At 43.3% G+C, this 14,458-nt stretch carries 13 protein-coding genes and 1 tRNA gene; 3 read left to right on the forward strand and 11 right to left on the reverse strand.

Annotated features, from left to right (window positions below; genetic code table 11):
* Positions 1-547: 547 nt before the first annotated feature.
* From R7093_RS19495 to R7093_RS19525, 7 genes are all read right to left on the reverse strand, one after another.
* Positions 548-1,801, reverse strand: coding sequence for an HD-GYP domain-containing protein (locus R7093_RS19495; protein WP_005381029.1), 1,254 nt, complete (start codon positions 1,799-1,801; stop codon positions 548-550).
* Between the two features lie 130 nt (positions 1,802-1,931).
* Positions 1,932-2,930, reverse strand: coding sequence for a LacI family DNA-binding transcriptional regulator (locus tag R7093_RS19500; protein WP_005381031.1), 999 nt, complete (start codon positions 2,928-2,930; stop codon positions 1,932-1,934).
* 104 nt (positions 2,931-3,034) lie between these two features.
* The gene (chbG, locus tag R7093_RS19505; protein ID WP_054579416.1) at positions 3,035-3,790 is read right to left on the reverse strand and encodes a chitin disaccharide deacetylase; all 756 of its coding nucleotides are present in this window, start codon (positions 3,788-3,790) and stop codon (positions 3,035-3,037) included.
* Between the two features lie 18 nt (positions 3,791-3,808).
* Positions 3,809-5,131 (reverse strand): 6-phospho-beta-glucosidase, encoded by a 1,323-nt coding sequence (locus R7093_RS19510; protein WP_005381048.1) that lies wholly within the window; start codon positions 5,129-5,131, stop codon positions 3,809-3,811.
* A gap of 12 nt (positions 5,132-5,143) precedes the next feature.
* Entirely contained in the window at positions 5,144-5,455 is a 312-nt protein-coding gene (locus R7093_RS19515) for a PTS lactose/cellobiose transporter subunit IIA (protein ID WP_031777269.1), read from the reverse strand.
* Between the two features lie 51 nt (positions 5,456-5,506).
* Positions 5,507-6,841 carry a PTS sugar transporter subunit IIC gene (locus tag R7093_RS19520; RefSeq protein WP_215810443.1) on the reverse strand — a complete coding sequence of 445 codons (1,335 nt, stop codon included), beginning with the start codon at positions 6,839-6,841 and terminating at the stop codon, positions 5,507-5,509.
* 87 nt (positions 6,842-6,928) lie between these two features.
* Positions 6,929-7,234 carry a PTS sugar transporter subunit IIB gene (locus tag R7093_RS19525; protein WP_020480920.1) on the reverse strand — a complete coding sequence of 102 codons (306 nt, stop codon included), beginning with the start codon at positions 7,232-7,234 and terminating at the stop codon, positions 6,929-6,931.
* Between the two features lie 247 nt (positions 7,235-7,481).
* On the opposite strand from R7093_RS19525, the gene R7093_RS19530 reads away from it, so the two are divergent.
* The gene (locus R7093_RS19530) at positions 7,482-8,765 is read left to right on the forward strand and encodes a carbohydrate-binding protein (protein ID WP_215810444.1); all 1,284 of its coding nucleotides are present in this window, start codon (positions 7,482-7,484) and stop codon (positions 8,763-8,765) included.
* Between the two features lie 246 nt (positions 8,766-9,011).
* Here R7093_RS19530 and R7093_RS19535 read toward each other — a convergent pair.
* Positions 9,012-9,096: transfer RNA gene (locus R7093_RS19535), tRNA-Leu, on the reverse strand.
* 190 nt (positions 9,097-9,286) lie between these two features.
* Positions 9,287-9,952 carry an SDR family NAD(P)-dependent oxidoreductase gene (locus R7093_RS19540; RefSeq protein WP_262660509.1) on the reverse strand — a complete coding sequence of 222 codons (666 nt, stop codon included), beginning with the start codon at positions 9,950-9,952 and terminating at the stop codon, positions 9,287-9,289.
* 227 nt (positions 9,953-10,179) lie between these two features.
* On the opposite strand from R7093_RS19540, the gene R7093_RS19545 reads away from it, so the two are divergent.
* Entirely contained in the window at positions 10,180-11,448 is a 1,269-nt protein-coding gene (locus tag R7093_RS19545; RefSeq protein ID WP_005381069.1) for a DUF2254 domain-containing protein, read from the forward strand.
* 184 nt (positions 11,449-11,632) lie between these two features.
* On the forward strand, positions 11,633-12,112 hold the full coding sequence (locus tag R7093_RS19550) for an RDD family protein (protein WP_005381070.1): 480 nt from the start codon (positions 11,633-11,635) through the stop codon (positions 12,110-12,112).
* 87 nt (positions 12,113-12,199) lie between these two features.
* Here the strand turns inward: R7093_RS19550 and lptG are convergent, their stop codons facing one another.
* The gene (gene lptG / locus R7093_RS19555; protein ID WP_005381071.1) at positions 12,200-13,270 is read right to left on the reverse strand and encodes an LPS export ABC transporter permease LptG; all 1,071 of its coding nucleotides are present in this window, start codon (positions 13,268-13,270) and stop codon (positions 12,200-12,202) included.
* A 3-nt stretch (positions 13,271-13,273) separates the two neighbouring features.
* Complete coding sequence (lptF, locus tag R7093_RS19560) at positions 13,274-14,374, reverse strand: LPS export ABC transporter permease LptF (protein WP_005381072.1); 1,101 nt, start codon at positions 14,372-14,374, stop codon at positions 13,274-13,276.
* Positions 14,375-14,458: the final 84 nt, after the last annotated feature.

The raw sequence follows: 14,458 nt of genomic DNA on the forward strand, positions 1-14,458 counted from the left end.
ATTTTGTTCGGCTCAATGAATACTGAACATTCCTTTCGCTAATAAATAGCAGAAGTAATGTTTGAATTGACTGTGCTCTTATTGGTTTTTACTTTTGAAAAAGTAAAACAAAACAGCTCAAGGCTGCTTCCCAATTCGAATGGTCACTTCGTTTCATTGAAACCTAATTTGATACCGAAGTATCGAATTGGATTATCATCAACGAGTGCCCACACAGATTGATAGGTCTATATTGTTAAAGAGCTTGCTTTGCGAGAAGTTTTTCTCTCAAAGCGGAGGTGCATTCTAGCGATTTAGTTGTTAGTGTCAAACACTTTTTTAAACTAATTTTTTGTAGAAGCTTTTTACCTCTTCGACCCTGCTAAAGCCTTGTGGCGTCTGCCGTGTCGATGGATGCGCATTATAGGGAGAAGATTTTCTTTGGCAATACTAAAAATGCATTTTTTCTAAAAAAACATGCCAAATGGATACTTTCCATCCAACCCTAAAATTACCCAGAAATAACACTCAGGATTTATACAATTTACCCACAAAAAGCTGTGGATAACTACTCATCACTATCAAAGAAATAAGAAATACGCGAACGCGGATTTAGATACTCTTTTACTTTATCCGGTAATTTTGACGGATGAATCGCGTTAACTATCTTTATATCTTTTGAGGCAAGATCAATGATTGGCGCTTGCGTCCTTGGTACTGATGGATCGTAAACCAAGACATTCGGGAATAATAAATGCGATGCATTCACTGAGATAACCAGGCCGACCATATTATTAGAAAGCTGAACTACGGTACCCGGAGGAAACACGCCCATAAACTTAATTAGGATGTTCAGGTTCTCTTCTTTATATAGGTGTTTACAGTTCTTATATAAATGAGAGAGTGCGGTATAAGGAATCTTTTGATCTGAGACTATCGGTGTATGACACAAGTTATCAAACGCATTGGCTACAGCAATAATTTGAGCAAACTCGTTGATCTCATCTCCTTTCAGGCCTTTAGGATAACCAGACCCATCTCTTAGCTCATGGTGCTGCGCGATCACAATTCTCGCGACTTCGGGAAAAGCCTCGATTTGACTCGCAAGATCGACGCCATATTTAGTGTGCAACTTTAAGTAGTTGGTTTCTGGCTCTGTTAGAGGTAGTTGCTTTCTTAATATTGCAGTCGGGATTTTTATTTTCCCGATATCATGGAATAGTGCGGAGAAGGAAAGCTCTTTCAACTGTGCTGCTGAGTACCCTTTAGCACGGCCAATCATCATCGAGATAACAGCCACGTTCAATGAGTGGAAATAAATATCTTCAAACTCATTTTTTCCGTTCATCAGATGTAACGTAACATTATCATCGCACATTAACTTCTCGACGATATCTTCAATAAGAAGCTTTGCTTCATCAACTGCTGCTGTCGGACGGTTACGGATTTTAGTCATGACTGAACGCATACGTGCCAGAGAGCGCTCAAACTCTTTTTCACACTGAATCACGCGTCGACGGTATGCACTTAACTTTTCTATGCGGTTCTGTTTTTCTTGCCACATTTTTTGAGTTTCATGATCTAACGACGCTTCATTTGTTACTCTGTCAGCTTGTCTTTGATCAACAGGGAGTGGAACGGCATCGCTTTGCTCTGGATTAAAGTAAACGAACTTTACGCCGAGGTGGCGGATCATCTCGACTTGCTCTTGGTCTTTAATCTTAAAGCTATTGAGTAGAAAGGGGTGATCGTTCCACTTTAGCGGAAGACGGATATGTAATCCGGGTTGAATACGATCGACCGTTAGTTTAATGGCTGCCACTTATTCACTACTGATTTATATTTCTTAAGAGAGTTAGAATACTAGTAAATTTTGTGAATAAATTCATCAGTAACTATCAAAACATCAAACCGTTATTTCTAAGCGACTCACTTAATTAGATAGAAGTAAGCTACTTTAAGGAGCGATCTGCTTTGCGTATTTTAAGCTTGGCCTCGAACACTGGCTTGTCTATTACTTCTTGATCTTTGACTAGCCCCATTAACGTTTGTACCGCTACACGGGCCATGTCACTGATAGGAAAGTGCACTGCTGATACTGTAGGGTAAAGACTTTCACAAAGATCAACACTGTCAAAGCTAGTTAATGAGATTTGCTCTGGTACAGAAATACTGTGCTCGTGTAAGTACTGCATTGCGCCAACCGTCATTTCTTCACTGCACGAAAAGACAGCCGTCACATCAGGGTGTCGTTGTAAAATTGCAGCCATTGCATCATAACCACTTTGCCGACCATAATTCCCTTCTTCACACCAGCTTTCATCAATATCTATACCAGCATCCTTCATTGCATCAATATACCCAAGCTTTCTCAATACACTGTTATGACGTTGGGATGGACCGGCAATACAAGCAATCTTTCGATGACCACCAGCTAAAAGGTGCTCAACGGCAATACGGCTTGCATGATGATGGTTAAAGGTAACACAACGCTCTTCTATTCCTTCCACGTAGCGATCCAGAAGAACGAAAGGTGTTGGCTGTTTAGCTAATTCACGTAAGTCATCATCTGACAAATAACGACTATGAAGTACATAGCCGTCACAACGTAAATCATTAAAACGCTGAATTGCCTCTTTTTCACCTTGTGCAGAATGATGGCCTTGAGCTGTAATCAAAAACTTCTTATGAATATCCAGCTCGGTCTGAACCTGCTCCATCATCTCGCCAAAGAAGCCCCCCGTATAGTAAGTCACCAATAACCCAACCATATTACTGGATGAGGTTGCGAGTGAACGAGCAATTGCACTAGGACGATAATTCAATTGCGCCATAGCTTGCTCTACTTTTTTTCGAGTTTCCTCGCGAAATTTCCCCTCTCCATTAATAATTCGAGAAACGGTAGAGCGATTTACACCGGCGAGTTCGGCTACATCTTTAATCCTTGCCATAATGCTATTGGGTCCAACTGCAATTGTTATTAAATATTCGTTTGTGTAGAACGGCTGCCAGCAATTCGTAAGGTGCTATAGGGGGCGAAGCTGGCAGCCTTTAATCATACACCGACCATTTGATTGGTAGAAACAAGCTCAGAGTAATCCGTGACAGTTATGCCATGATGAGCTAACTGTTCTTTTAAAATGGGAGAGGTAAGAACTTGTAACTCTAGCTCTCGCTGAAGCGCATAGCCACTCTTTAAGATAAGCGCCTGATCGGCCTCTGCCGGGTGGCACATCACCTCAACCAAGTCATAGTCAGCTTTTAAGCTCAATAGATGTGCCATTAAGCCATCCAAGCTCACTTTTTGATCATAAAACTCATCAGTAAAGATATACCTGATTGTCATCGATTCTTGACACAAGCCAGTGCCCCGCAGTGGCACTCTGTATTCATTCGCTACTTCTTTAATAACGGGCAAAATTTGAGGGTGAGTATGCGCGTGATGATGGCTATCTAAGTGGCTTAGCTCTAACCCAAGCGATAAAAAATGTTCCACCTGAGCTTTTGCTTCATCATAAATGACCTGAGTTTCGAAGTCCTGCTTACTCCAAAGTTCGTCATAGTTGATAAAGTGCGCTCGGCCGTTGGTCAAGTTAGGATGCTTCGTTATAGGCACACCTGCTGTAAACCTAAGATGAACGCCAATTTTCAAGTCTGGATTATGGCGAGCTAGTTCTAAGGCATGTTGCTCAGCATCCATACCCACCATCATGGTGGTTGAATGAACCACACCTTGCTGATGAGCTTTAACGATGCCGCTATTTACACCTCTCGTTAAACCAAAATCATCAGCATTAAAAATGACTTTCATCGGCGCCCTTCCTTAGTCTTACAACGTCGTTAGTTTAAATTGAGGTAAATACGGAGCGTTCACCGCTAGGATATCATCCAGGATTGACTTGGCGCGGCCAATGTCAGGCACCAATGGGTTATTGGTTAATGCCATAAGCGCCTTGTCATAATTACCTTCGACAGCAGCTTCTATTGTTAGCTGCTCATACGCTTTAACTTGATGGAGTAATCCTTTGATATTGTTTGACAACTCGCCAACCGCAAGAGGTTTCGCCCCCCAGCTACCAATCACGGCACTACATTCAATCACAGCATCGTCAGGTAGGCCGTTGATCGCTCCATTATTTAAAACGTTAACAACATGAATACTATTACGATTGTTATAAATTGAATCAACTAGGTTCAGTGATGCATCAGAATAATAAGCACCACCCCGCTCCTCTAACTCTTTCGGCTTATGATCGAGGGTAGGATCTTGATAGAGCTTAAATAGCGCATTTTCTGTTTCCATTACCTGCTCAGCACGAGTGCCTTTTTCATCGGCACTTTGTTTCTCTTCAGCAAGCATGGCATCAGTTTGATAGAAGTAGCGATGATAAGGACATGGTATCGCCCCCAGTGCTTTTAGAAATGCCGGATCCCACGGTTCTTCCCAGATATTCTTCATACTGAAGTTGGCACCATCACCGACTTTCTCTAATACCGTTTGAGTAATATCTTCCCCATTGAGCCATGCTTTGTGTACCCACACGAGATGGTTTAACCCAGCAAACTCAAGTTGTAGCTCTTTTGGCTCGCACTCCATCATTTCTGCAATCATCATTTCCATTGAAACGGGCACATTGCATAAACCAATACTCTTTACTTTGGTGTACTTACTGACCGCTTCGGAAACTAAACCCGCTGGGTTGGTGAAATTGAGCATCCATGCGTTTGGAGCCAACTCTTCAATGTCTTTACAGATATCAAGAATGACCGGAATGGTTCGCAGTGCTTTAGCAAAACCACCAGGGCCCGTTGTTTCTTGGCCGATGACGTCGTACTTGATTGGGATTCGCTCATCGTTAGCGCGTGCAGCAAGGCCACCAACACGAAACTGCGTCATCACAAAATCTGCATCTTTTATCGCAGCACGGCGATCGAAACCGGCTTTTATCTCAATTTTTGCGCCGGCTTTATCGACCATTCGCTGAGCCAATCCTTTGATGATCTCAAGCTTCTCAGCTCCTGACTCAATGTCCACAAAATGAATCTTCTTAACGGGTAAATATTCTAAGCGCTTAATAACCCCTTCAACCAATTCCGGGGTATAGCTACTACCACCGCCAATAATGGCAAGTTTGATCGCCTCTCTAGACATTTTCATCCCCCTTTATTTGTTCGAGATTTTTTTGTTCAGTGCGACGATTTCTACAGCCATCTCTTGAGCCAAAATCGTAGTCATTAGGTGATCTTGAGCATGCACCATCACTAACGTCATCGGGACTTTCCCTTCTCCCTGATCTTCTTCAATAAGCTGAGTCTGTATTAAGTGGGCTTTATTAATGCACTCTCTTGCTTGAGAGAGCTTCTCATCAGCCGCTTCAAAATCTTGTTCTCGAGATAAACGCAATGCCTCGTAGCTTAAACTTCTGGCTTCACCAGCATTGCAAATGATCTCCATTACAACCAATTCTTGTTCCATCATTTTCTCTCCGAAAATCGGGCCGCGGTAATTGCGGCCCATTAAGCACAGTTAAGCAGTAACGCCTTCGCCTGACGGCTGCGTGTCACCTTTAGCTTCCTTCGTCGTTGGTAGTTCTTGCTCCAACATTTGCTTCTCAAACATTTTGAAGAATGGGAAGTAGATGATTAGATCAAGAATTAATAAACCAATGACGAGCAATACTGGCGCAAAGGTCCAACCGCTACCCCACGAAGCACCTATCAGTGCCGGTGTTGTCCAAGGTGTTGTAGCGACACCCATACCCACAAAGCCGACATGCACAGCAAAATACGCAATCGTAGCGTTGATGACTGGAGCGAAGACGAACGGGATAAACAAGGTCGGGTTCATCACAACTGGGCTACCGAAGATCACTGGTTCGTTGATTTGGAAAAAGCCAGGCACCGCACTCATTCGACCAATGCTCTTAAGGTGAACAGAACGGCTAAACGACATCAGCATAACAAGAGCAAGTGTTGCACCAGAGCCGCCAATAAAGATGTAAAAATCCCAGAACGGTTGAGTAAATACATTTGGAATCGGTTCACCTGCAACAAAGGCTTCAATGTTGGCACCAATGTTGGTCAAAAAGATTGGAGAAAGCAGTCCAACAACAATTGCAGCACCATGAATACCCGCAAACCAAAGCAGCTGGCAAAGCAATAAAGCGCCAATAATGGCAGGCAATGAGTTAGACGCACTAATTAGCGGTTTAAAGATAGCCATAACAGCATCTGGAATCAGCATGTCGTACTGGGTTTGTACGAAAAGGCTAAGTGGATATAAGGTAATGAATATCGCTAAGACTGGTAGCAATACTTCAAATGATCGCGCAATCGCCGGTGGCACCTGCTCTGGCATGCGAATCGTAATATTGTGCTTTTTCATAAAACGGTAGAGCTCCACCGAGAAAAATGCACACATCACTGCGGTGAAGATCCCGGTTCCGCCCATGTGAGACATAGACAACGCGCCATCTTTAGCTGGGGCCGCAATGAGTAAAAAAGACATTAGTGACAATACAGCACTCGTGATCCCATCCATCTTGTAAGCCTTCGCTAAACTATAAGCAACGCCCAGCGAAACAAAAATGGTCATGATCCCCATCGACATGTTGTAGGGCATCATTATGGTATCAAAATGTGTAGTGGCGAAATCGAGCCAAATTCGACCAAAAGTAAAGGTTGTATCTTCGGCAAATGGGGGGAATGCAAAAATCAAAATGAAACTACCGACAATAATAAACGGCATTGCGACAATAAAACCGTCTCTCATTGCGCGAACATGGGGCTGATTCCCCACTTTAGCTGCTATAGGGGCTATATGCTTTTCGACTGCGCCTATAATTGCGTCATAAAGCTTCATAGAATCCATCCTTATTTTAGGCAAAAGAATCCCGCATCAAATATTTATATTTGATGTACAGTTATCTTTTTAATTTAAAACTATAGTTTAGTTAATTAATTCTAATGCTTGCTCTAGTACTTCTTCTCCCTTCATCATTCCATAATGCTGAGGAGAAATAGCATCAATGTTTTTACCATGCTCTTGCGCCGTTTTTCTTAGCTCTTCTAGCTGAAAACGTACTTGAGGCCCGAGAAGACAAACATCGTACTCTTTAATTACATCTTCAAACGCATTCACTGACATTGCATCAATCTTGCACTCAATTCCTTTATTTTCAGCAGCTTGCTCCATTTTCTTAACAAGCATACTGGTTGACATCCCTGCGCTACAGCATAAAAGGATCTTTTTCATAGCCTTACTCCCGTTGTGTAAATTTCAACCTGTAAAAACTGTAGCAAAAACAACCAAGACAAAAAAGCGCAACCGGTTGCATTATTCGTGAACACAATCCCAATTTAGAAAATACCACCTATTTTTTTGTAATTATTTAGGTCTAGGATAAAAGTCATAAAATAATTTAAGACATCACATTAAGTTTCAAATTATCAATATTTTACTACTGACAACGTCGTTATTAATTTCTTAAAAGGAATAGAGAATGAAATTTAATAAATTGGCTATTGCAGCGCTTGTAAGTGCCGCACTATCACAGCACTCATTTGCTCAAACCGACTCTAAAGGCACCATTTATCTAACGTTTGATGATGGACCAATCAATGCATCTATTGACGTTATTCAAGTACTTAACCAGGAAGATATCAAAGCGACGTTTTACTTTAATGCTTGGCATTTAGATGGAATTGGTGATGAGAATGAAGACCGTTCGCTAGAAGCCTTAAAGCTCGCATTAGACACTGGTCATATTGTCGCGAACCATAGTTACGATCATATGGTTCATAATTGCGTTGATGAGTTTGGACCGAACAGTGCTGCGGAGTGTAATGCGACCGGGGACCACCAGCTTAACTCGTATCAAGACCCTGTTTACGATGCCTCAATGTTTACGGAAAACTTATCTGTGTTAGCAAAGTATTTGCCGAACATTACAAGCTACCCGAACTACAAGGCAACAGAGTTTGCTAGACTGCCCTACACCAACGGTTGGCGCGTGACGAGAGACTTCAAAGCAGATGGGTTATGTGCCACGTCTGATGACCTGAAACCTTGGGAACCAGGATATGTATGCGATACATCCAACCCATCCAACAGTGTAAAAGCAGCTATCGAGGTTCAAAATATCCTAGCGAATAACGGCTATCAAACTCACGGTTGGGATGTGGACTGGGCACCTGAAAATTGGGGCATTGAAATGCCAGCAAACAGCCTTACAGAAGCAGAAGCATTTCTTGGATATGTGGATTCCGCGTTAAACACTTGTGCACCAACAACGATTAACCCGATCAACTCCAAAGCTCAAGAGTTCCCATGTGGTACACCTTTACACGCCGATAAAGTTATCGTTTTAACTCACGAGTTCCTATTTGAAGATGGTAAGCGTGGCATGGGGGCAACGCAAAACCTACCTAAGCTCGCTAAGTTTATACAGTTAGCAAAACAAGCGGGTTATGACTTCGACACAATGGATAACTACACACCGAACTGGCAAGTTGGTCATAACTACGACGCTGGCGATTACGTCTTACACCTAGGTACTGTATACCAGGCTGTAACAAACCATACTGCACAACAAGATTGGGCACCGTCTCCAACCTCTAGCCTCTGGACAAATGCAGACCCAGCCACTAACTGGACTCAGAATGTTTCCTATAAACAAGGTGATGTGGTGACTTATCAAGGTTTGCGTTATCTAGTTGATGTACCGCACGTGTCCCAAGCAGACTGGACTCCGAACACTCAAAATACCTTGTTCACAGCTCTATAGGCTGTTCCTACTATCACCATGTAGTAGTTTGCGCGAGGCATACCCCTCGCGCTTTTTTTGTTTTGAAGATCCAGATACAGCAAAGCCCCGACTTTCATCGAGGCTCTGTCTTAAAATATGGTACCTGCGAGTGACTTGACTGGCAGGCACTCCTGACGCCACCGCGAAGGCAACGCTAACTTTCTTTTGATATTTACGAGCACCTAAAACGACGAAAGGCCGCTATAAAAGCGACCTTTCTATGTATGGTACCGGTGGGCGGACTTGAACCGCCACGCCCGAAGGCAACGGATTTTGAATCCGTCGTGTATACCAATTTCACCACACCGGCATCTTTGGGCTATTGCCCTTTGATGGTTGGCATTATACGTAAGCTTTTGACCTGCGCAAGCAGAAATACCTTAAATAACTATCGTTTGCTGATAATTTCGCCACAAAGTGTGACAAAGCTGTACTCATAAGAAACGTACGCTCCATTTTCTACTACTCTTCCAGATGAAAATGAGTATACGAAACTCTTTTTAAGTTCTATTCACTGTAATATCAGAAACATAACCATTCCCAATGCTCGACAACGCATTATGGAGCATCTCTGCGGTATCTTCTGCTTGCATGAAGTGACTCGTGTCCATCGTATTGCCGCTTGTTTTCCAGAATTCCGTATCCATTCCACCAGGATAAACTGCGATAATTTTCATAGGTTTTCCTTTTAGCTCCAAACGAACCGACTCAATTAATCCTTTGACGGCCCATTTCACTGCACAATACGTAGACTCTTGCGCTTTAGGTTGTTGCGCGGCTGTGGACATGATCATGACCACTTTTATTGGATGATCTTTGTAACGCTTTACTAACTCTCTTAACACATGAATCGCAGAATTCAGGTTGTTATCAATCAACTTTTGAATCTCTTCCGGCTCCTGCTCTTCCAGTAAGCCAAAATAACCACTTCCCGCACTATGAATGACCATTTCAGGGGACTGTTTCACCCCATCAAAGAGCTGTTTCACATTTTGGTGCGATGAGAGGTTGCAAGCTTGATAACCAACGTTATGAGAGAGTTGTTTTGCTAGTGCGGATAGTTTTTCTGTATTTCTTCCTATTACATACGTCTCTTTGCCTTCCGCATCATAACGCTTTGCTAGTTCCGCCCCTAAACCGCTACTTGCACCTGTAATTACAATCATGCGCTACCTCTTTTCAACCACATACTTTTAATTCATCTATCAATTAAGGTAACAGAATCGTGGTAATTCACACCTCAAGAGCACCATTCTTTGAAGCAAGCAGCTTTCTTACTTTCGTGATGCATGAAATATCAAGCAGAACGACGGGCATTTAACCTATGCTTAAGCAAGAATAACTTTCTGAATTTTCTATCGACTTTCTAGTGAGAACTGAATAGGAGCAAAGAATGACTGGGTCAAAATGGCAGTGGTTACTGAAACAGATGACGCGAAAACTGTGGGTCCGGACGTCACTCTACGCATTACTTGCTGTTGCTACCGCCTTAATGTCGATTGTTTTAAACCAGTTCATTACTCTGCCCCCTGCCATCAACGTCAGCAAGGATTTGTTGAACAACATATTAAATATCCTCGCAACCTCCATGCTTGCAGTGACTACATTCTCTCTCAATATTATGGTCTCAGCGTACAGTGCCGCTAGTGCAGGGGTAACGCCGCGAGCGACAAAACTGTTGATGGAAGACAGCACAACACAAAATGCCTTAGCAACCTTTCTTGGCTCTTTTCTATTTAGTTTGGTAGGAATTATCGCGCTAGGTATTGGGGCCTATCATCAACAAGCACAAATTTATCTGTTCATCGTAACTATCGCCGTAATCGTGATGATCATACTCACTCTGCTACGTTGGATTCAGCACCTTTCCGTACTAGGAAGGGTCAGTGAAACCACTTCATACGTGGAGCAAGCCTTGTTAGATGCGATAAGAAAACGGGGCAAAGAGCGTTGGCTAGGTGCTCACCCGTGGAGCCACCCAGAACATAAACCCAGAGGAAGTAAACCTATTTTGAGCCAAGAAATTGGCTACTTACAGCATGTTGATATGCATCATCTCGATAGTATTGCTGAAGCAAACCAATGCACCATCTACCTTGAGCGACAACCGGGAAGTTTTGTTTACGTAGGTCAACCATTGGCTTGTGTTTGTGGAGAATTGCCAGACGAAAGCGAAGTAACGGCAGCCTTCACGATTCGAACAGAGCGTTCATATGATCAGGACCCTCGCTTTGGTTTAGTCGTTATGGCGGAAATCGCCTCACGAGCACTATCTCCGGCTGTAAATGATAATGGCACCGCAATTGACGTTCTTGGGCGTTCTGTACGAGCACTTTCATTATGGGGAGACCTACTCAGTGAGCCGCCTACCAAAACTCGATATCCTAGACTATTTGTGCCCGCATTGAGCTGCCAGGATTTGTTTGATGATGTCTTTTTGCCGATAGCACACGATGGTGCAGCGCAACTCCAAATACAGATTCGCCTACAAAAGGCCTTGCTAGCTCTCTCTAGTATGCACCCTAAGTTATTTTTGTCACCAGCAATCAAGCTGTCAGAAAAAGCTTTAGAGCTTTCATTAAGCCAACATTATACCGAAGATGAGAAACACCAACTCTCTCAGCTATCTAATCTGGTCACAGACCAAAGAGCCAATGGTTAAGAGAATCGAATTCAGTTGAAACATATTGCTGCACGGCCTCGTGTATCATGACATGTGCTGATAACGTAGGGCAGAAAAGTCACTTAGTTTATACACAATTAAAGACTCTGTGCGTTAGGTCTCTTTTCTCTTGGTGAGGGAATCTATATTCTGACGCACAATTTTTAAGGTAAGTGATGGAATAATGACAACGTCTACAACTCTTCCACCTGCTGGTCTCTTTCGTCGACTTGCAGCGTTGATTTACGACACATTGATTATTATCGCAATTGAAATGATGGCCGCAGGTATTGTTATGGCCGTTGTGTTTGCACTAAATGCAGCAGGATTGTTGAGCTATGGCGAGTACGCAGATGCCGCAGATATGCTCGGAAAGCACCCTGTATTGAGCCCTCTATTTACACTTTATCTTGCGGGTGTGTGGATATATTTCTTTGTGTTCTTCTGGACGCGAGCAGGACAAACTCTTGGGATGCGCGCTTGGAAGCTTCGAGTTCGCAATGCCAAAGACGGAGCACCAATTACGGTAACTCAAGCTCTGATTCGTATTTCGACATCTGGCTTTGGCTTGGCAAATTTGACTGTACCGATTGATCCGAAGAAACGTGGTTTCCACGACATTTGGGCCAAAACAGAGGTTGTTGTATTACCTAAGGCAAATTAACTTGTCTAGGAACACAAAAAAGGAAGGCGTAATGCCTTCCTTTTACATTTGGTTCGGTAAAACTTGGTTTATTCGATGATGCTTCAGTTATAGCTTTCTTCGTAGCAGTGCAATCGCAATAGCTAAGAACACCAAACTCGGGGCCAAAGCACCAAACACTGGGGATATGCCATACACCAAGCTTAATGGACCAAAGAACTCACTGGATATGTAAAAAGTAAACCCGGCAACCACGCCCGACAATACCCTTGCCCCCATGGTCACGCTTCTGAGTGGACCGAAAACAAAAGATAGCGCCATTAACATCATCACAGCAATTGAAAGCGGCTGAGTCAACTTACGCCAAAACGCCAACTCATAGCGAGATGCATCTTGTTCCGATGCTTTCAGGTAAGTCACATAATCATACAAACCGCTCAGTGACAATTCTTCTGGCTTCACGGTCACCACAGCTAGCTTATCTGGTGCCAAAGAGGTGTGCCACTCCATCTGTTCGATGTCTTGCTTTGAAATTACGTTTTCATTTTCCATGTCCGTAATTTGTACGTAGCGCATCAGCCAGTTGTTATCTTGTTGGTAGTCGACTTCTTCGGCGAAAATAACTTTTTGTAGATTCTTATCATCATCAAAACGCCACATATTTAAAGCATAAAGCTTGTCGTCTTCGACTTTACCGATAAAGATAAAGTCGTTTGCGTCACGAGCCCACACACCTGAGCGCACAGACACAATGCTACCACCTGATATCGCAAACGCACGTAAGTCACGGGCCATCTTCTGGGCCTCAGGAGCGCCCCATTGGCCTAACGCCATAACGACAATCATGAGTGGGACGGCCGTTTTTAGTACCGATAACCCGATATCCAGCTTAGAGAAACCAGCAGCTTGCATCACCACCAGCTCAGAGCTTGAAGCCAACATACCTAAGCCGATCAGGGCACCGAGTAATGCCGCCATTGGAAAGAACATTTCGATATCACGCGGCACACTGAGTAACACAAAGTACAACGCATGAGTGAGGTCGTACACACCTCGCCCTACTTTACGTAGCTGTTCTACATATTTGATGATACCCGATAAGCCAACAAACGTCGCTAAAACCAAGGCAGTGGTAGAGATGATGGTTCTACCGATGTAAAGGTCTAAGATTTTGAACACAGCTTACGCGAGCCTCTTCTTGCGGAATTTGTCTTTTATTCGTCTAGCAGCAACGCTGTCCATCATATTCGCCATGATAGCAACAATCAGCAACATCGCATTGATTGGCCACATACCAATAGCAGCCGGGATGTCACCATCTTCTAATGCAGATTTGGTTGCACTGATCGCCAAGAAATACGCTAGATAGATCAGAATCGCAGGCCCCATTTTGGCAAACCGTCCCTGACGCGGATTCACCGCAGACAAAGGAATAACGAGCATTGTTAAGAGTGGAATACACACAAATAACGAAATTCGCCATTGTAGCTCCGCTTGCGCCTCTGGATCTGGGTGACCTATCAAGTCAACCGTTGGGTATGCTTCCCAGTCTCGCCCTTTCTTTTTGACCTCACGTTGGCCGATAACACCTTCGTATTCATCGAATTTCGTGATCATATATTCAACGCGAGTAGGCACACCTTCATAACGCGTACCTTCTTTCATAGTGATGATCTGACGACCGTCCGAAAGCTCTTTTACTTCACCAGAAGATGAGAACATCACACTCGGTAACACTGAATCTCGAGGGCGCATCTGCGCAACAAAAACGTTGCTCAAGGTATTGTCTTTAATGTCATCGATGAACACAACCGATGAACCGTCTGGTGTACCTTGGAACTGACCTTTTTTAAGTAGGTCAACGCTGTTTTCTGACGCTACCTGCTCATAAAGCTGCTCAACGCGGTCTTGAGACCACGGCGATAGCCACAACGCATTGAAAGCCGCCACCGCTGAAGTAATCAACGCTAGGTATAAGGCCGCTTGAACCAAGAATTTATTACCAATACCTGTCGCGTTCATTACGACAATTTCGCTCTCTGCATACAGACGACCAAATGTGATCAATATGCCGATATACAGACTTAAAGGCAGCATTAACAGACCCATTGCTGGCATGTTCAAACCAACAATCGAGAAAATCAATCCAGCAGGAATATCCCCATCAGAAGCATCAGCAAGAACACTTATGAATTTCTGGCTTACAAACACCAAAAAAAGTACGAAAAAAATCGCAAATTGGCTCTTGAGTGTTTCGCGGATCAAATATCTAACAATAATCACGCTGAAATTACCTATACAAAACTTGTTTTTTTGGTCGAATCACTATAGTTTCCCGTTGAACCATTTATTTTTTTAAAAATTATA

It is taken from the genome of Vibrio sp. 1580 (assembly GCF_033340055.1).

Excerpts from the sequence above, each read along its gene's own strand:
- R7093_RS19500 (WP_005381031.1), bottom strand. The coding sequence starts at position 2,930 with ATGGCAAGGATTAAAGATGTAGCCGAACTCGCCGGTGTAAATCGCTCT.
- chbG (WP_054579416.1), bottom strand. The coding sequence starts at position 3,790 with ATGAAAGTCATTTTTAATGCTGATGATTTTGGTTTAACGAGAGGTGTA.
- R7093_RS19510 (WP_005381048.1), bottom strand. The coding sequence starts at position 5,131 with ATGTCTAGAGAGGCGATCAAACTTGCCATTATTGGCGGTGGTAGTAGC.
- R7093_RS19515 (WP_031777269.1), bottom strand. The coding sequence starts at position 5,455 with ATGGAACAAGAATTGGTTGTAATGGAGATCATTTGCAATGCTGGTGAA.
- R7093_RS19520 (WP_215810443.1), bottom strand. The coding sequence starts at position 6,841 with ATGAAGCTTTATGACGCAATTATAGGCGCAGTCGAAAAGCATATAGCC.
- R7093_RS19525 (WP_020480920.1), bottom strand. The coding sequence starts at position 7,234 with ATGAAAAAGATCCTTTTATGCTGTAGCGCAGGGATGTCAACCAGTATG.
- R7093_RS19530 (WP_215810444.1), top strand. The coding sequence starts at position 7,482 with ATGAAATTTAATAAATTGGCTATTGCAGCGCTTGTAAGTGCCGCACTA.
- R7093_RS19540 (WP_262660509.1), bottom strand. The coding sequence starts at position 9,952 with ATGATTGTAATTACAGGTGCAAGTAGCGGTTTAGGGGCGGAACTAGCA.
- R7093_RS19545 (WP_005381069.1), top strand. The coding sequence starts at position 10,180 with ATGACTGGGTCAAAATGGCAGTGGTTACTGAAACAGATGACGCGAAAA.
- R7093_RS19550 (WP_005381070.1), top strand. The coding sequence starts at position 11,633 with ATGACAACGTCTACAACTCTTCCACCTGCTGGTCTCTTTCGTCGACTT.